The sequence below is a fragment of the Actinopolymorpha cephalotaxi genome (assembly GCF_013408535.1).
In the GTDB taxonomy this organism is placed as follows: Bacteria; Actinomycetota; Actinomycetes; order Propionibacteriales; family Actinopolymorphaceae; genus Actinopolymorpha; species Actinopolymorpha cephalotaxi.
Window position 1 is genome coordinate 4,578,729 of record NZ_JACBZA010000001.1, and the last position, 15,263, is coordinate 4,593,991.

Consider the following 15,263-nt stretch of genomic DNA (forward strand, 5'->3'; position numbering starts at 1 on the left):
CGAGCCTGTTGCCTGTGCCGGCGCGGGACACCACGCTGGGGTTTTGCCACGCTGTCCGAACGAGACGGGATTCGATGATGACGCAGGTGCAAGTCGCCGTCGACGTGCACACCCACCTCGGGCAGCACGGCACGCACGTGTGTGATCCGCTGGCACGCGACGAGCTCCGGGCCTGGGGCGAGGTCAGCTGGAACGTGACTCCGGAGGAGCACCGGCTCTCCGCGGAGGCGGCCGGCACCTCGATCGTGCTGGCGTTCGACGCCGAGCCGGTCGGCGTCGTCGTACCCAACGACTACGTCGCGGACACGGTCACCGGACACGACAACCTGATCGGGTTCGCCAGCGTCAACCCCAACCGGCCCGGCGCGCCCGCCCTGCTCGACGACGCGATCACGACGCTGGGGCTGCGGGGGCTCAAGCTCGGCCCGTGCTACCAGCATTTCCACCCGCACGACCCGTCCTGCTTCGACCTGCTGGAGGTCGCCGCCCACCACGAGATTCCGGTGATCTGGCACCAGGGAACGACGTTCACCCCGGCGGCGATCGTCGACTACGCGCGGCCCTTGCAGCTGGACCGGGTGGCGCGCCGCTTCCCGGACCTGCGGATGTGGATCGCGCATTTCGGGCACCCGTGGGCGGAGGAGGCGTTGAGTGTGATCCGCCGGCACGAGCACTTCCACATCGACGTGTCCGCGCTGGACACGCGGCCGTGGCAGCTGGCGCAGGCGCTGACGGCGGCGAAGGAGTACCGCGTGTTCGACCGGATCCTGTTCGGCACCGACTACCCGTTCTCGACTGTCGAGCGCACCGTGGCCGGGCTTCACAAGGCGGCCGGGCTGTGCCGCACGCTCGGCCTGGCCGACGTCACCGACGACGACGTGGACCGGATCTGTCAGCGGGACTCCCTTGCCCTGCTCGGGTTGGGCGTTCCCAAGGACGGCGCCACGGCGCCGGAGAGGACGGTCGCGTCATGAGCGGGATCGCGATAGGCGGGGTCGTGTGCGTGGTGCAGACGCCGTTCGACGCGCAAGGCGAGGTTGACGCCGCCACCTTCGTGCGCCAGGTGGAGTGGCTGTTCGACAACGGCGCGGACGGCGTGGCGATCGGGATGGTGTCGGAGGTGCTCCGGCTGTCCACGACCGAGCGGGACGAGCTCGCGACGTTGCTGTGCGGGGCGGCGACCGGGCGGGGTGCGTCGGTGGTGAGCGTGGGCGCGGAGTCCACCCACACCGCCGTACGCCATGCACTGCACGCCGCCGCGGCCGGCGCGGACGCGGTGATGGCCACACCACCCGCGTTGAGCCGGACCGGTGACGCGGAACTGTTCGACTACTTCCTCGCGATCGCCGACGCCGCGCAGCTGCCGATGATCGTTCAGGACGCCAGCGGGTACGTCGGTTCGGCGCTGTCGATCGACCTGCAGGCCAGGTTGCAGGCTGAACTCACCGACCGCGTGCTGTTCAAGCCGGAGGCCCATCCGATCGGGCCCAAGCTGACCCAACTGCTGGACGCGACCGGCGGGAAGGCACGGATCCTCGAGGGAAACGGCGGCATGTATCTCGTCGACAGCTTCCGGCGCGGAGCGGTCGGCACCATGCCGGCCGGTGACCTGGTGTGGGCGCTGGTCCCGTTGTGGCGGGCACTCACCACCGGGGACTACGACCGGGCCTACCGGATCGCCGGGCCGCTGACCCAGCTGGTGTCCCTGCAGACCAGCCTGGACAGCTTCGTCGCCATCGAGAAACACCTGCTGGTACGCCAGGGAGTCTTCACCAGCGCGGCGGTCCGCGGGCCGGTCGGTGGTGGCGTCGACGGCCGCATGTACGCCGAGGTCGACCGGCTGGTGGACCTCCTGCGCACGGCCGTCGACCATGGCTGAGCCGCCGTCGACCACGGCTGAACCGCCGTCGTCACTTGGCGCACCCACCGTCGCGGTGGTCACCGGCGCGGGCGGCGGCATCGGTGGCGCCTGCGCTCTCGCCCTCGCCGGGTCCCACGACACGGTGGTCTGCGTCGACCGGGATCTCGACCGGGCGCGGGAGACCGTCGCCGCGATCGAGCAGGCCGGCGGCTCGGCGGTGCCGTTCGAAACCGACGCCGCGGACCCGGCGTTCGGAGAGAAGGTCGCCGCGGCGTGCACCGCGGCCGGGAAGACCCGCTCCGCCGTGCACGCCCTCGCCCACGAGGAACACGTTCCCGCCCTCGAACTCAGCCTGGACTCGGTACGGCGCAGCTTCACCATCGGCCCGCTCGCGGCGTTCGCGTTGTTCCGCGCCCTCGCGGTCGCACCCGTCCCGCCTCCTCCGGGTGCGGCGTTCACCGTGATCGGTTCCCTGCACGAGAAGCACGCGTTCGCGCGCTGCCTCGGCTACAACGCCGCACACGGCGCACTCGGCCAGGTGGTGCGGACGCTCGCGCACGAGTGGGCCGGCCGGCGGATCCGGGTGAACGCCGTCGTCCCCGGCTGGATCGCCACCCCGGGCGAGGTCGTCCTGTACGGCGAGGACCATCTCGCCCGCGCGGGCAGGTCGTTGCCGTTCGGCGCGATGGGCGAGGTCGGCCAGGTCGCCGCGGCCGTCGCGTTCCTGTCCTCCCCCGCCGCCGACTACATCTCCGGGTCGTTCCTGACAGTGGACGGCGCGCTGTCCGTGTCCCTCGCCAGGCTGCCGGAGGGAGACCAGACATGAAGTACGCCTGCGTGTTCGCGCATCCCGACGACGAGATGCGCTGCCTGGGAACGCTGTTGCGGCTGCACGAGGACGGCCACGAGATCGCGGTCGTCACCCTCACCGGTGGCGACAAGGGGCTGCCGTTCTCCGGGCCGGACTCCCACGAGCGGGCGGTCGCGGTGCGGGAGGTGGAGATCCGTACGGTGGCGAAGGCGTTCGACGCGGACTATCTGTGCCTGGGCCGGGAGGACGGGTTCCTCTACGACGACGAGCCGCTGCGGCACGACCTGATCGCGGCCCTGCGTACCGTCGATCCCGATGTGGTCTTCACCCACTGGACGAACGACTACAACGCCGACCACGTGGTGACCGCGAAAGCCGTGGTTGACACCGCGTTGTGGACCAACCTCGGCTCGTTCGAACCACACGTCCCGGCGGGCGACCACGTGCCGCGGATCTTCCACGTCGACACCGGCGCAGGGTACGGGTTCGAGGCCACCCACTTCGTCGAGCTCACCGCGGACCACGTGGCCCGCAAGGCCGAACTGATCCGGGCGCACGCGAGCCAGATGGACGTGATGCGCCGGCTGCGCGGCCACGACTACGCCGACGAGATGGCCGACTCCGACCGGGTCACCGGCGCCCGGCTGATGGTCGCCCACGCCGAGGGCTTCCGCCCCTGCCTGGCCGAACGCCGGATTCCGTGGCCGTCCGACCTGCCCGGTCAGGTGCCGCACGCGAGCACCACATGAGGATCACCGACGTCACTCCGTTCCTGCTGCGCGGCAACCAGACCTACGGCGCCCACGCGGGTGAGGCGGAGGCGACCGACCAGGGCGACTGGCTGCTGCTGGTGCGGGTTCGTACGGACGAAGGTCTGGAGGGCTGGTCCGACGTGGAGACCATGGGACCGGTCGCCGCCCGCGTCCTGCAGGGCAACGGGATGAGCGCACTCGGCTTCCGTACCATCCACGAACAGCTTGTCGGCCGGGACGCCAACGACGTGGAGGCGATCTGGGACGAGTTGTACGTCGCCACCGCCTACTACGGGCGGCGCGGCGTCGCGATGCACTGCATGTCGGCGGTGGACAACTGCCTCTGGTCGATCCGTGCGCAGGCGGCCGGGGTGCCGCTTGCCCAGGCGCTCAGTGGCCGGCGGCGCGACCGGTTGCCTGCGTACGCGTCCACGCTCTTCCGGCCGACGCCGGAGGAGAACGCCGCGGCGGCGCAACGCTACGTCGACCTCGGTTTTACCGGAGTGAAGTTCGGCTGGGGCGGCTTCGGGCTCGCCCCTGGTGCGGACCGGGACAACCTCGTCGCGCTGCGGGAGACGCTCGGACCGGAGCGGGCGTTGATGATCGACCCCGGCTGGTACGTCGAGGACGCCGGGCGGCCGCGGGTGCGGACGATGGCGGAGACGACGACGATGCTGGAGACCTTGGGCGACGCCGAGCCGTACTGGGTGGAGGACATCGTCCATCCGGAGTGCACCGAGCAGTACGCCGTACTGGCGGCCCGCTTTCCGCACCTGCGCTTCGCGGCGGGTGAGCAGCAGGCGACGATCTGGGAGCTACGGCGGCTGGTCTGCGACCACGGGATCGCCGTCGTACAACCGGACCTGTCCCGGTGCGGTGGGCTCACGGTGGCGAGCGCGCTGGCGTCCGACGCCGAGACGGCCGGAGTGGAGATCGTCACCCACTCCTGGCTGACCGACCTGCTGCACGCCTACAGCCTGCACTTCCTGTCCACGTTGCCGGAAGCCCGCTGGGTGGAGTTCAACGTCGCGCAGAGCGAGCTCAGCGCAGGTGTCGTCAACAAATCATTGACACTGGCGACCGACGGCACGGTCGCGGTGCCCGACGGCATCGGCCTGGGCGTGGACGTAGACCTCGCTTTCGTCGAGGCGCACGCCGTCGCGCCGTAGCTACCGGGTCTGGTCAGCACTCGTCGCCGTCGGCCATCCCGAACACCGCGGCGTGTTCCTCCGCGGACGTCGCGGTCACCTCGTCCACCGTGTAGTGAAACTGCAACGCTCGCCGCCGCGTCGTCGTGTCGTTGCTCGGCGTCCCGTGCTGCAGCAGGCCGTCGAAGAACATCAGCCCGCCCGGTGGGAGGGGCACGGCCACGCCTCGGTCGACCGGCACGTTCCCGTCGCAGATCTGCAGGTCACGCAGGTGGACGTGGCGTACGGGGCCGTCGCGATGCGATCCGCGGATGATCCGCATGCAGCCGTTGTCCTCGGTGGCCGCGTCCAGCGCGATCCACACGCCGACGATCGGGGTGCCGGGAACCAGGTGGAAGAAGGCGTTGTCCTGGTGCCACGGCTTCTCCCGTCCACCACCGGGTGGCTTGAGCAGCGCCATGTCCTGGAACATCCGCGGTGCGCCGCCGAGCAGGCGAGTCACCACGTCGAGGATGCCCGGATCGTTCGCGATCGCGGCGAGGCGGGTCTCGTGCGCCGCGAACGACATGAACTTCCGCGTCACGTCGAGCCGCTGGGGCGGGGTCAACGTGTCCAGGACAGCTTCGGCCCAGGCCTCGTACTGCACGTCGGCCGGCGAGTTCGGGCGGGCGAGATCTTCCAGGCCGGCAACGGCATCACGCACCGTCTCCGGCGACAGCGCGCCGCTCACCGGGAGGAAACCGTCCCGCCGATAGCGCTTGAGTTCGGACTCGCCCACGTCCGCGAGCGACCGGACCGGCTCGGCCACCTGCGGGGTGGCGTACAGGCCGCTCGGATAGGCCGCGCCGTCCCGGTCGAACGTCGTCCTTCCCCCGCTCGTCCTTCCCCCGCTCATTCCACCCACCTGTCCTCGTGTCGTCCCGGGACGTGGCCCGATAAGGCCTCAGCCAGAAAGTAGGCCGTCGTACAGCACCGGGTTCCGCGCGGTGTCGGGCACCTGGCCGATCTCCGTGCCCGGCATCCAGTTGCGGTCGGCTACCTGGTTGTCGTTCGCCGGCTCGGTGACCCGGATGTCGGCGTCCATGTAGATCACGGTCATCACCCGGCGCGGGATGCTGCTGTGGTTCGGCCCGGCGTGGTGGAACGTCCAGCCGCGGTGGAAGCTCGCGTCGCCGAGGGCGAACGGCTCCACGACGTTCTCGAAGTTCTGCTCGTCGACCAGCTGGTTGATCCTCGCCTCCGACTCGTCGCTGATCGCCAGGTCGCGGCCGATGGAGAAGTTGTGGCTGCCGCGGGCGAACGCCAGCGGGCCCATCTCGTACGGCGTCTCCTGCAGTGGCAGCCAGATCGTGCACACCCGGTCACTCGACAGTGGCCAGTAGTACTGGTCGGCGTGCCACGGGGTGATGCCGCCACCGGCCTCCTTGTAGAGCGCCTGGTCGTGGTAGAGCCGCACCGCGTGGACGCCGAGGAGCTTCGCGGCGATCCCGGCCAGGCGGCTGGAGTGGGCCAGCTCCTTGACCTTCGCGTTGTGTTCCCAGAGGTTCGTCACCTGCAGGAACGCCTTGCCGTAGGTGTCCCGCTCCGCGAGCGGCAGGTGCTGGGTGTTCAGCCGGATCACCTCGCCGGTCACCACCGGCTCGTACTCCGCGATGGTCCGCGGTGAGAGAACGCCCGACAGGTGGGCGTAGCCGTTCCGCGCGAAGTCGGCGGTGGCCGTCGGCGGCAACCCCTCGTAGGGAACGTCCAGCTCGGACCCCAGCGCTGCCGTCGTAGCAGTCATGCCACCTACTCCTCGTGTCGTGATGTGCGTGTAGCCGGTTCCAGCGTCGCAGGGCACCGGGTCGGGCACCACTCCTGCGGTGTCCAGCTCCGGCAACCGACCGGGCCCGCCGCGGGTCGAGACGTGCCGCCCGCCAGGTCCGGCCAGAGCCTAGAGTGTGCCGATGGTCTCTCGGGCATGGGACGAGGTACGGGCGTTCGCGCTCGCCATGCCACGTGCGATCGAGGACACTCCCTGGGGAGAAGCGGTGATCAAGATCGATCACCCGCCCCGCCGAAGGGCCAACGGGCTCGCGTACGGCCCGATGTTCTTGTGGCTCGGCCGGCCGGACGTGCCGGCGCCGGCGGTGTCGGTGAAGCTCAGGGCCTCCTACGACCAGGCGGTCACGGTCGGTGGAGCGAGCCCGACGACGATGAGCGGCCTCGGCCACTGGGGCTGGCTGACCGTCCCCCTCCTGCGCGCGGACCTCGACCTGGTGCGCGACTGGATCGACGAGAGCTACCGCATCGTGGCGCCGAAGTCGTTACTCGCCGAGCTCGACCACGCCAACGCCACAACCACGACCCGGGAGATCCGTCATGGCCATCGAGAAGCGAACGTCGGCGACCGGCGCCACCGCGACGCCGGACTCCGCCCACAGCGTTGACGTTCTCTACTCGATGGTCGACCCGAAGTGGGTGGCACGACTTGTGGCGGACGAGTACGACGTCGGTGTCCCGGACGACTGCCGCCTGTTGTTCGCCGGCCACAACGACACGTACGAGGTTTCCGTCGGTGACAGGCGTTATGCGTTTCGCCTGCACACCCGGGGAAAGTGGTGGCTCCGCGGCGAGGGCGACGCCAGGTTCGAACTCGACCTGCTGACCCACCTGCACAGCCACGGGGTTCCGGTGTCGTACCCGATGCCCCGGCGTAACGGCGACCTTCTCGGAACGATCCCAGCTCCTGAGGGCGAGCGCTTCTACTCGCTGTTCTCCTGGGCGCCCGGCGCCCCACCCGGGAAGCCGACCGTCGACCAGGCGTACGTCATCGGGCGAACGCTCGCGGCCATCCACGTCACCGCCGACCTGCACACCCCGCGGCATCCTCGCTACCACCTCGACGAGGCCGCCAAGCTCGACCGACCGCTCGCCGAACTGGACGAGGCGATCCGCGGTGCGAGCCCCGAGGACGAGGAGACGATCCGCCACCACGCTGCCGAGATCCGCGCGAACCTTGCGTCGTTCGATCCTGGGCCGACCGGCTGGGGCATCATCCACGCCGACATCCAGCCACACAACTACCACTTCGACGCCGGCGGGAGAGGCGGCGACATCACCGTCTTCGACTTCGACCTGTGCGGATACGGATGGCGGGCATACGACCTCGCCTACTGCTACACGCGTACGGGCGAGCCGCAACGCTCGGCGATGCTCGACGGCTACCAGAGTGTCCGGACGCTCAGCGACGCCGAACGCTCCATGCTCACGACGTTCGGCCGGCTCGCCTGGATCGCGCACGACGGACGACCGGTCGCACGGCTGGCGCAGCTGATGCGTGATCCGTACTACGCGGGCTCCCTGTGAGGACTGCGACATGAGCCGCGAAGTGCCGTTCACCGGTGTCGAGAAGGAGAGCCTGCACGCAAGCCTGGACCGGCATCGCGACGCTGTGCTGTGGAAGCTGGACGGACTCGGTGACGAGCAGCTGCGGACACCGATGGTTCCCTCCGGAAGCACCATGCTCGGCCTGGTCAAGCACCTCGCGTCGATCGAGTTCGGATGGTTCTGCGAAACCTTCGGTCGCCCGTCGGAGTGGATCCCGTGGGATCCGGAGGACTGGGACGCCGACGCCCGAATCGAGCCGTACGAAACGACTGCCGGCGTCCTCGCCTACTACGCCCGCGCTCGCGCCGCGGCGGACGCCGTGATCGGGGATATGGACATCGAGGATGTGCGACCGACCCCGCAGGGGCTCGGCTCCGGCCAGCTGGTGACGCTGCGCTGGCTGCTCATCCACGTGCTGGAGGACACCGCGCGGCACGCCGGACACCTGGACATCCTCCGGGAACTCATCGACGGTCGTACGGGAGCGCACAATCCCGACTGACTCAGAACGGCGGAAGGTCGTCCTCAGCCTTCCTCGCACCCGCTGTGGCGGGTTCCGGGTCGGTGAGTGAGGGCGCTCGGCTGAGGTACTGCCGGCTGAAGGGGTCGGTGAGGACGTGTTCGCCGGGACCGGTCTGCTTCAGTTTCCAGTCCCGTTCGGTCTTGGCCTTGTGGTGGCGCGGGCACAACGGGGCGATGTTGTCCACGGAGGTTTCTCCGCCGTCGGCGTACTCGGTGTTGTGGTCCAGGTGACACGTCGCCGCAGGACGTCGGCAGGTGGTCCACACGCACCGCTGGTCGCGCGCATGCACCAGCTCTGCCTGCAGCCCGCGCAAGAACCTCGCAGGAATCGGATGCAGGTGCAGTAACCGCCCGGTCACCGGATGCGTGACCCCGACACTGAACCTGGCTTCGGGATTGGTGAGGTTGTTCGCCACGATGCGTTCGGCGACCTCGGTGATGACCGGTCCGAACCCGCCGAGTTCCCCAGGCCGGGTGGACAGTCCCATGAGCGTGGTCAACGGGATGTTCAGCTGGATCTTGGCGCGCGCTTTTATCGGCCCCCAGCTCGGCTGCGAGGAGGACCAGGGTGGCCGTGGTGGTGTCAGATCGTCCACGGGCGGATCGGGCGGATCGGCCGACTCGTCGGGTCGGCGGTTCTGCTGGGGAATCTGCCCCGCCGCGGGATGACCGGTGGCCGCAGCGGCACCGTCAGGGATGGTCGTCTCCTCGGTGGCTGCTTCCTTTCCGGCTTCATGTGCGGCGGTGTCGTGAACGGTCGAGCAGTTGCAAGGGGTGTAGTCGGCTGTGGCGTTCGCGGTCCCGGCGGGAGCGCAGTCACCGCAGCCGCAGTGGGCGTTGTGCAGGTCGTGGTCGGGGTACCGGTGAACGGCACAGTGCCCCTGCTCGCTCTGCTCCTGCCGAGACTCTTCCTGCGACGCCTCGTCCTGCTCAGACTGGTCTTGCTCTCCTTGGTTCTGCATGCTCTGAGCCTGCTCGGTCTCGCCGTGCGTCTGATCGGCTTGCGTAGGGGCGGAGCAGTCGATGATGTCAGCCATGCCGGTGAGCAGGCTCGCGGCGACGTCGGCCCGGAGTTGGCCGAGTTTGCGGGGATCGCCGCCGGACTTCACCGCACGGGCGATCGCGTCGATGTTGCCGTATGCCTCTGCGGCCTGATCCGCGGACAGTCCTCGGATGCCGAGGTCGGCGACACCGTCGACCGAGGGCCAGATCGCGACGTCACGGTCCGAACGCTTGGCCTTGTGCCGTTTCGCGGCTGCGTCGGGGTCTGCCCTGAGGACCTCCGCCTCCACCTTCGCCCGCAACAACCCACCCCGCAGTTGGAGCACCTTCGGAAACAGGGCGGCCTCGATCGCATCCCACAGGTCAGGTTTGGCGTCGGTGATCCGGTCGACGATGACGCGGACCTCATCGAACTCCAGAAGTCCGCCTGCCAGAGCCTCATCCACCCGCGGCAGCCTGGGCAGCGTGGTCGCTATCGACACGTACTGGGACGCGCGGTAGGCGGTCCACCCCAGCAACGGCTCCAGGAGCACAGGAGTCATCGAGTCCGCGGTGAACCTGCGCCCGCCCGGACCGGTACGCATACCCGGATCAGCGTGGGCAAGCTCGCTCACCCCCGTCAAACAGCGGGACTCCACCCAGCAGCTCAGCCGCCGTGCCCCCTTGACGTACTCCTCCAACTCCCACCCGTCACACGCGGCCAGGTCGACCGAGGCGATCGCCGCCGCCAACTCCGGCCCACCCGGCAGATCCTCAAACCCCGCAGGCAGCACCCCGCGAGGACCGGGCTCGCCGCCCAGGCCCTCGCCGAAGCACTTGCCGTCGTCGCTCATGTGTTCGAGTCTACCGGACAAGATCGGCTTCCGCTCGCGGGAAACCCCTTACCTATAAGCAAAAACTGAAGTCAACCGCACCTTGCCTGCCGACATCGACAGGGCATCGGAAGGCACTACTCCGGCTCCTGAATCCGCTCCAGGATCCACGAGCGCACCAACGTGGACACCGGAAGTTTGGCCGCCTCCGCGAGCCCAGCGACCGCGGCCAACTCGTCTTCGTTGAGCCTCACCTGCAGCACACGCACGCGGTCATGGCCCCTGGTGACCTTGGTCCCCGGCACGGACGGCGCGTCCTTGTTCTGCTCCGCATGCTCGGCTTCGCAACGAAGCACATCATCGAGTTCACTCATGGCGATGAGAGCTTTCCCACGAATCGCCGAATGCACACCGGTCAGTCTGTGGTTTCGGCTCCGACCTTGCGGCCCACGAGATGGAAGACGCGGCTGAGGCGGCGGTACGGGTCACGGCGGCCGGCCTCGAGTTCGACCGCGGCCGTCGCCGCCACCTCCTTCGAGTCACTCGCGTCCAGCTCCGTTCCACCGAACTCGAGCCAGTCGACGAACAGCCACACGCCGTACCACCGCACCGGTTCCACCCCACGTCGCCGGATGAGCTCGCTCAGCTCCTCCACCGTGTCGGCGCGTCCCGGCACTCCGAGCACCCCGATCTCACGCCGGGAGTCGAACGCCGCCAGCGCGTCGTCCCATCGGCGTTCCAGGGCAGGGCGTACCGCCATCGCGTGGGCATTGGAGGTCATGATCGACACGACTCCGTCGTCCACGGCGCATCGGCACAACTGGTCGACCATCGGCTCCGGCTGGTCGAGATATCCCAGTACGCCGTGGCACAACACCGCCCCAAAACGGCGGCCGGCCACCGCAGCTTCGGCGTCTTCACCGGACGCCTCCACCAACGTCACCCGCTGCCGGGCCTCCTCGGGCAGCCGTCGGAGTCGCTGCCGGGCCTTGTCCAGCATGGCCGGTGACGGGTCGAGCAGCGTCACGTCGTAGCCGGCCTGGGCGAGCGGGAACGACTGATGGCCCGCACCGCCGCCCACGTCGAGCACTGTCGCCGGAGGAGCCGGCAGATGCTCCAGCAACTGCTGGTGCATCACGTAGGTGCGGACGTACCCCTTCACCGAGGCATAGGCCTCGTCGGCGAACAGGTCGGCGAGACCGGCCCAGGCGTCGTCACCCATCACCTCAACAACCCCTTCAGTAGTTGGCGAATCCGCGAAACGCGATGCGCGACCAGGCTGTCAGGATCAGGTTGACAGGTCGACAGGTTGCCCGTCCCTCAGGTCGAAGACGGAAGCCTTCGGTGCAGCAGGCTGAGCGCGTCCCCCGACCCCGTCCCCACAGCCGGAGTGTGGGTGAGCAACCGTTGGCCGTGGCTGTCCGGGAGGTGCAGGACCTCGTAGTGGAGGTCCAGATCGCCGACCTCCGGATGGTGGAGACGCTTCGTGCCGCTGGAGCACAGGCGTACGTCGTGCTTGGCCCACAGCCGCGCGAACTCCGGGCTGTTGATGGACAGGTCGCCGATGAGCTCGGCGAGGAGCCGGTCGTCGGGATACTGGGCGGCGGTGTATCGCAGGGACGCCACGGCCAGGGCCGCCTCCTCGTCCCAGTTGCGATACAGCTCGCGGATGTGCGGATCCAGAAACAGCAGGCGCATCTGGTTCGGGCGCGTCTCGGGCCGCTCGGGTGCAGACAGGTCGAGATGACCCGCGAGCAGTGCGTGGCCGAGAGGATTCCAGGCCAGGACGTCGTTGCGCCGGCCGAGCAGGAGTACGGGCACGCTCGACATGGACGCGACCAGCGCGGTGGCTCCCGCCGTCGGCATTTCCGTACGAGCTCCCCTGCGCCGCTTCGTGGCGACCGGATGGGCCAACGTGAGCAGGTGAGCACGTTCCGCATCGTCGAGATTCAGAGCCCGGGCGAGGGCCTCGATGATCGCGTCGCTGGCGTTGGTGGACTGTCCCTGCTCGAGCCGGGTGTAGTAGTTGACGGAGATGCCGGCGAGCTGGGCCAGCTCCTCCCGGCGCAGCCCGGGGACGCGGCGCGGGCCCCACGTGGTGATCCCGGCGTCCTCAGGGGTCAGCGAGGCCCGTCGGGTGCGCAGGAAGTCGCCGAGCTCGTTGGGCTTCCGTACGCGCTGCAGGTCGGCTGGCATGGGCTCCATTGTGCCCCGGCTCCGCACGCCGTGGGTGCCCCTGTCAGTGGTACCAAGCGGCGGGGGCTGGCTGGGACGCGCCGCCGCCCCGAAGGTCGCACCATGACCTTCGACTCATCGACCACCACGGTCCCCGGCCACCCCGGACACCCCGGCCACCCCGGACACGCCGGGCAGCGCGACCCCGGCAGCCCCGGCAGCCCCGGCGATCGCCCGGCCGCCCGCCCACGGGACCGGATCACGTTGTTCGTCCTGCTCACCGCGAGTTTCACGCTCGCCGTGGACTTCTCGATCCTGAACGTCGCCCTCCCCCGCATCGGCACCGACGTGGGTTTCGACCTGTCCGACCTGCAGTGGATCTCGACCGCCTTCGCCGTGTGCGCCGCCGGGTTCACGTTGTTCTTCGGGCGATGCGCCGACCTGTTCGGCCGCCGACGGCAGTTCCTGGCCGGCATCGCCCTGCTGGGTGTGGCCTCACTGGTGGGTGGCCTGGCCGACGCGCCGTGGCTGCTCCTGCTCGCCCGGGTCGCCCAGGGGCTGGCCACGGCGGCGGTGATCCCGGCCGCGTTGTCGTTGCTGACCACCTCGTTTCCGGAGGGGCCGTTGCGCGAACGGGCGCTGGGCCTCAACGGCGCCCTGATGGCGGCCGGCTTCACCACCGGCGCGATCCTCGGCGGCCTGCTGACCGACCTGATCAACTGGCGTTGGGCGTTCTTCATCAACGTGATCGTCGCCGTCCTGGTGCTCGCCACCGGACCGGCCGTGCTGCGGGAGAGCCGTGCGGACGACCGTCCCCGCCTCGACGCCCCGGGAGCGGTGACGGTGACGCTCGCGCTGGTCGCCGGGGTGTACGGACTGACCCAGGCCGGCGAGCGTTCCTGGGCGGATCCGCGGTGCTGGGCGTCGCTGGCGGTGGCCGCGTTGCTCCTCGTCGCGTTCGTGATCATCGAGCGGGTCGTCGCCCAGCCGCTGGTGCCCCTGCGGATTCTCGCCCGGCGCACGATCGGCTGGGGCAATCTGGCCGGCGTCCTCGCGTTCGCGACCGAGACCTCGGTGGTGTTCCTGCTGACGTTGTACCTGCAGAAGGTACGTGGCTACACCCCCCTGCGGGCCGGGCTCGCGTTCGCCGTCCTGGGCGTCGGGACGATCGTCGGTGGGCTGGTCGCGCCACGCGTCATCGGCCGGATCGGCGACAAGCGAGCCATCGTCACCGCCTTCGCCGTACAGGCAGCGGCCACCCTCCCGCTGGTCTTCCTAGGCCAGCTTGCGGGATGGCTGGCCGTCCTGCTCGTCGCGACGTTCGCCGGTGGCGTCGCCAACCTGGTGGCGATCGTGGGGTTCATGGTGACCGCGACCGCCGGCCTTCCCGATGCCGAGCAGGGACTTGCCACCGGGCTAGCCACCATGAGCCAGCAGGTGGGAATCACCCTGGGTACGCCGGTGATGTCGGCCATCGCCACGGCCGCGGGAGCCGGGGTGGTCGGCCACGTGCAGCACGGTGTGGCCACCGCGCTGACCGTCAACGCCGTCGTCTGTGTCGTTGCCGCCGGGCTGTTCGCCCTCGTTCTTCCCCGTACGAGGAAGCAGGCCCACGCGTGAGCCGTCAAGCTCCGGTTGTCAGTGCGGTTCTGCAGGAGGGTCGTCGCCGCCGGCGATGACCCTCTGGGCCCACGCCACGTCGTGCCAGGCGCCGTTCTTCCAGCCGATTCTCCGGTAGGTCCCGACGGGTTCGAAGCCCATGGCGCGATGGAAGCCGACGCTCGCGTCGTTCGGCAAGGTCATTCCTGCTGCCACCGTACGGAAACCGCGGTCGGCCAGCCGGGCGAGCAGTGCCTCGTACAACACCCGTCCACCGCCGGAGCGGCGGCGGCCGAGTTCGAGGTAGACGCTGACCTCGCAGGACCAGCGGTAGGCGGCACGGGTCTTGAAGGGCCCACCGTAGGCATAGCCCGCAACCCGGCCTTGCTCCTCGAGGACGAACCAGGCATGACTGCGCAGCGCCGACTCGATCCGCTCCGCCATCACGATCGGCGTGGGCGGGTCGGTCTCGAAGGTGATCGCCGTGTTCTCGACGTACGGCGCGTAGATCGCCGCGCACGCCTCCGCGTCGCCCACGGTGGCGTCCCGCACTACCTCTCCGCGCTTCACAGCCAAGACCCTAGGCTGCCACCCGTGCGTAGTGAAGTCAGGGCCGATCGGAAGGAAGCGGCAGTGCGACGGATCGCGGTGTTCACCGGTTCGACCAACGGCAACTCCCCCACCTTCGCGACGTTGGCCTACACGGTCGGTGAGGAGCTGGCTCGGCGCGGTATCGGCCTGGTCTACGGCGGCGGCCGCTCGGGACTGATGGGCGCCCTGTCCCAGGGCGCGCTGGACGCCGGCGGTGAGGTGATCGGGGTGATCCCGCAGGCGATGGTCGAGCGTGAGTGGGCCCGAACGGACCTCACCGATCTGCGGGTCTGCGCCACCATGCACGAGCGCAAGGCGATCATGTCCGAACACGCGGACGCTTTCCTCGCCCTGCCCGGGGGCCTCGGCACGTTGGAGGAGATCTTCGAGGTGTGGACGTGGCGGCAGCTCGGCTTCCACCGCAAGCCGGTGGGATTCCTGAACGCCGAGGGGTTCTGGCAACCGCTCCTTGACACCCTGAACGGGATCGTGTCCGCCGGCTTCCTGTCCGCGGCGACCCTGGAGGACGTGGTTGTCGACGGCAACCTGCCCGACGTACTCAAGGGACTCTCGCAGAAGCTGGGCGCCTGACCGGCATACCATCCGCCGCGGGGCAGGCCC

General features: G+C 69.5%; 17 protein-coding genes. 10 read left to right on the top strand and 7 right to left on the bottom strand.

Annotated features, from left to right (window positions below; genetic code table 11):
- Window positions 1-77: 77 nt before the first annotated feature.
- Genes FHR37_RS20195 through FHR37_RS20215 form a run of 5 tightly spaced genes read left to right on the top strand, consistent with a single transcriptional unit; the run spans window position 78 to window position 4,593 of the window.
- Window positions 78-974 (top strand): amidohydrolase family protein, encoded by an 897-nt coding sequence (locus FHR37_RS20195; RefSeq protein WP_175542634.1) that lies wholly within the window; start codon window positions 78-80, stop codon window positions 972-974.
- Complete coding sequence (locus FHR37_RS20200; RefSeq protein WP_092885439.1) at window positions 971-1,879, top strand: dihydrodipicolinate synthase family protein; 909 nt, start codon at window positions 971-973, stop codon at window positions 1,877-1,879. The genes FHR37_RS20195 and FHR37_RS20200 overlap by 4 nt, the downstream gene beginning before the upstream one ends.
- Window positions 1,872-2,687 (top strand): SDR family NAD(P)-dependent oxidoreductase, encoded by an 816-nt coding sequence (locus tag FHR37_RS20205; RefSeq protein WP_092885441.1) that lies wholly within the window; start codon window positions 1,872-1,874, stop codon window positions 2,685-2,687. Before FHR37_RS20200 ends, FHR37_RS20205 begins: the two co-directional genes overlap by 8 nt.
- A complete protein-coding gene (locus FHR37_RS20210) occupies window positions 2,684-3,421 on the top strand; it encodes a PIG-L deacetylase family protein (protein ID WP_092885443.1) in 738 nt (245 codons plus the stop codon). Before FHR37_RS20205 ends, FHR37_RS20210 begins: the two co-directional genes overlap by 4 nt.
- Complete coding sequence (locus FHR37_RS20215; protein WP_092885445.1) at window positions 3,418-4,593, top strand: mandelate racemase/muconate lactonizing enzyme family protein; 1,176 nt, start codon at window positions 3,418-3,420, stop codon at window positions 4,591-4,593. Before FHR37_RS20210 ends, FHR37_RS20215 begins: the two co-directional genes overlap by 4 nt.
- A gap of 13 nt (window positions 4,594-4,606) precedes the next feature.
- On the opposite strand, the gene FHR37_RS20220 is transcribed toward FHR37_RS20215, so the two are convergent.
- Window positions 4,607-5,467: a phytanoyl-CoA dioxygenase family protein gene (locus FHR37_RS20220; RefSeq protein WP_092885447.1), complete on the bottom strand. Its 861-nt coding sequence runs from the start codon at window positions 5,465-5,467 to the stop codon at window positions 4,607-4,609.
- A gap of 48 nt (window positions 5,468-5,515) precedes the next feature.
- Window positions 5,516-6,355, bottom strand: coding sequence for a phytanoyl-CoA dioxygenase family protein (locus FHR37_RS20225; protein WP_092885449.1), 840 nt, complete (start codon window positions 6,353-6,355; stop codon window positions 5,516-5,518).
- A gap of 163 nt (window positions 6,356-6,518) precedes the next feature.
- Between FHR37_RS20225 and FHR37_RS20230 the strand changes: the two genes are divergently transcribed.
- From FHR37_RS20230 to FHR37_RS20240, 3 genes are read left to right on the top strand one after another with little or no spacing between them, the layout of a single operon-like run.
- Window positions 6,519-7,001 carry an MmcQ/YjbR family DNA-binding protein gene (locus FHR37_RS20230; RefSeq protein WP_092885451.1) on the top strand — a complete coding sequence of 161 codons (483 nt, stop codon included), beginning with the start codon at window positions 6,519-6,521 and terminating at the stop codon, window positions 6,999-7,001.
- Window positions 6,934-7,920 (top strand): homoserine kinase, encoded by a 987-nt coding sequence (locus FHR37_RS20235; RefSeq protein ID WP_092885453.1) that lies wholly within the window; start codon window positions 6,934-6,936, stop codon window positions 7,918-7,920. Before FHR37_RS20230 ends, FHR37_RS20235 begins: the two co-directional genes overlap by 68 nt.
- Before the next feature lie 10 nt (window positions 7,921-7,930).
- The gene (locus tag FHR37_RS20240) at window positions 7,931-8,443 is read left to right on the top strand and encodes a DinB family protein (RefSeq protein WP_092885455.1); all 513 of its coding nucleotides are present in this window, start codon (window positions 7,931-7,933) and stop codon (window positions 8,441-8,443) included.
- Between the two features lies 1 nt (window position 8,444).
- Here FHR37_RS20240 and FHR37_RS20245 read toward each other — a convergent pair whose 3' ends face one another.
- The 4 genes from FHR37_RS20245 to FHR37_RS20260 form a co-directional block, all read right to left on the bottom strand.
- Window positions 8,445-10,298 (bottom strand): HNH endonuclease signature motif containing protein, encoded by a 1,854-nt coding sequence (locus FHR37_RS20245; RefSeq protein WP_139239063.1) that lies wholly within the window; start codon window positions 10,296-10,298, stop codon window positions 8,445-8,447.
- A 116-nt stretch (window positions 10,299-10,414) separates the two neighbouring features.
- Window positions 10,415-10,651, bottom strand: coding sequence for a DUF6290 family protein (locus tag FHR37_RS20250; protein WP_139239064.1), 237 nt, complete (start codon window positions 10,649-10,651; stop codon window positions 10,415-10,417).
- 41 nt (window positions 10,652-10,692) lie between these two features.
- Window positions 10,693-11,499: a class I SAM-dependent methyltransferase gene (locus tag FHR37_RS20255; RefSeq protein ID WP_092885459.1), complete on the bottom strand. Its 807-nt coding sequence runs from the start codon at window positions 11,497-11,499 to the stop codon at window positions 10,693-10,695.
- Window positions 11,500-11,597: 98 nt separating this feature from the next.
- On the bottom strand, window positions 11,598-12,473 hold the full coding sequence (locus tag FHR37_RS20260) for a helix-turn-helix transcriptional regulator (protein WP_092885521.1): 876 nt from the start codon (window positions 12,471-12,473) through the stop codon (window positions 11,598-11,600).
- A 102-nt stretch (window positions 12,474-12,575) separates the two neighbouring features.
- Between FHR37_RS20260 and FHR37_RS20265 the strand changes: the two genes are divergently transcribed.
- The gene (locus FHR37_RS20265; protein ID WP_092885461.1) at window positions 12,576-14,072 is read left to right on the top strand and encodes an MFS transporter; all 1,497 of its coding nucleotides are present in this window, start codon (window positions 12,576-12,578) and stop codon (window positions 14,070-14,072) included.
- Between the two features lie 18 nt (window positions 14,073-14,090).
- Here the strand turns inward: FHR37_RS20265 and FHR37_RS20270 are convergent, their stop codons facing one another.
- Window positions 14,091-14,621 (bottom strand): GNAT family N-acetyltransferase, encoded by a 531-nt coding sequence (locus FHR37_RS20270; protein ID WP_175542635.1) that lies wholly within the window; start codon window positions 14,619-14,621, stop codon window positions 14,091-14,093.
- Window positions 14,622-14,684: 63 nt separating this feature from the next.
- Here FHR37_RS20270 and FHR37_RS20275 point away from each other — a divergent pair, with 63 nt between their 5' ends.
- Window positions 14,685-15,233, top strand: a complete 549-nt coding sequence (locus tag FHR37_RS20275) for an LOG family protein (protein WP_092885465.1) — start codon at window positions 14,685-14,687, stop codon at window positions 15,231-15,233.
- The last annotated feature ends 30 nt before the right edge of the window (window positions 15,234-15,263 follow it).

What these genes read in the sequence shown, in the direction of transcription:
- FHR37_RS20200 (WP_092885439.1), top strand. Translation starts at nt 971, where the DNA reads ATGAGCGGGATCGCGATAGGCGGGGTCGTGTGCGTGGTGCAGACGCCG.
- FHR37_RS20220 (WP_092885447.1), bottom strand. Translation starts at nt 5,467, where the DNA reads ATGAGCGGGGGAAGGACGAGCGGGGGAAGGACGACGTTCGACCGGGAC.
- FHR37_RS20210 (WP_092885443.1), top strand. Translation starts at nt 2,684, where the DNA reads ATGAAGTACGCCTGCGTGTTCGCGCATCCCGACGACGAGATGCGCTGC.
- FHR37_RS20235 (WP_092885453.1), top strand. Translation starts at nt 6,934, where the DNA reads ATGGCCATCGAGAAGCGAACGTCGGCGACCGGCGCCACCGCGACGCCG.
- FHR37_RS20245 (WP_139239063.1), bottom strand. Translation starts at nt 10,298, where the DNA reads ATGAGCGACGACGGCAAGTGCTTCGGCGAGGGCCTGGGCGGCGAGCCC.
- FHR37_RS20255 (WP_092885459.1), bottom strand. Translation starts at nt 11,499, where the DNA reads ATGGGTGACGACGCCTGGGCCGGTCTCGCCGACCTGTTCGCCGACGAG.
- FHR37_RS20240 (WP_092885455.1), top strand. Translation starts at nt 7,931, where the DNA reads ATGAGCCGCGAAGTGCCGTTCACCGGTGTCGAGAAGGAGAGCCTGCAC.
- FHR37_RS20250 (WP_139239064.1), bottom strand. Translation starts at nt 10,651, where the DNA reads ATGAGTGAACTCGATGATGTGCTTCGTTGCGAAGCCGAGCATGCGGAG.
- FHR37_RS20225 (WP_092885449.1), bottom strand. Translation starts at nt 6,355, where the DNA reads ATGACTGCTACGACGGCAGCGCTGGGGTCCGAGCTGGACGTTCCCTAC.
- FHR37_RS20195 (WP_175542634.1), top strand. Translation starts at nt 78, where the DNA reads ATGACGCAGGTGCAAGTCGCCGTCGACGTGCACACCCACCTCGGGCAG.
- FHR37_RS20215 (WP_092885445.1), top strand. Translation starts at nt 3,418, where the DNA reads ATGAGGATCACCGACGTCACTCCGTTCCTGCTGCGCGGCAACCAGACC.
- FHR37_RS20230 (WP_092885451.1), top strand. Translation starts at nt 6,519, where the DNA reads ATGGTCTCTCGGGCATGGGACGAGGTACGGGCGTTCGCGCTCGCCATG.
- FHR37_RS20205 (WP_092885441.1), top strand. Translation starts at nt 1,872, where the DNA reads ATGGCTGAGCCGCCGTCGACCACGGCTGAACCGCCGTCGTCACTTGGC.
- FHR37_RS20260 (WP_092885521.1), bottom strand. Translation starts at nt 12,473, where the DNA reads ATGCCAGCCGACCTGCAGCGCGTACGGAAGCCCAACGAGCTCGGCGAC.
- FHR37_RS20265 (WP_092885461.1), top strand. Translation starts at nt 12,576, where the DNA reads ATGACCTTCGACTCATCGACCACCACGGTCCCCGGCCACCCCGGACAC.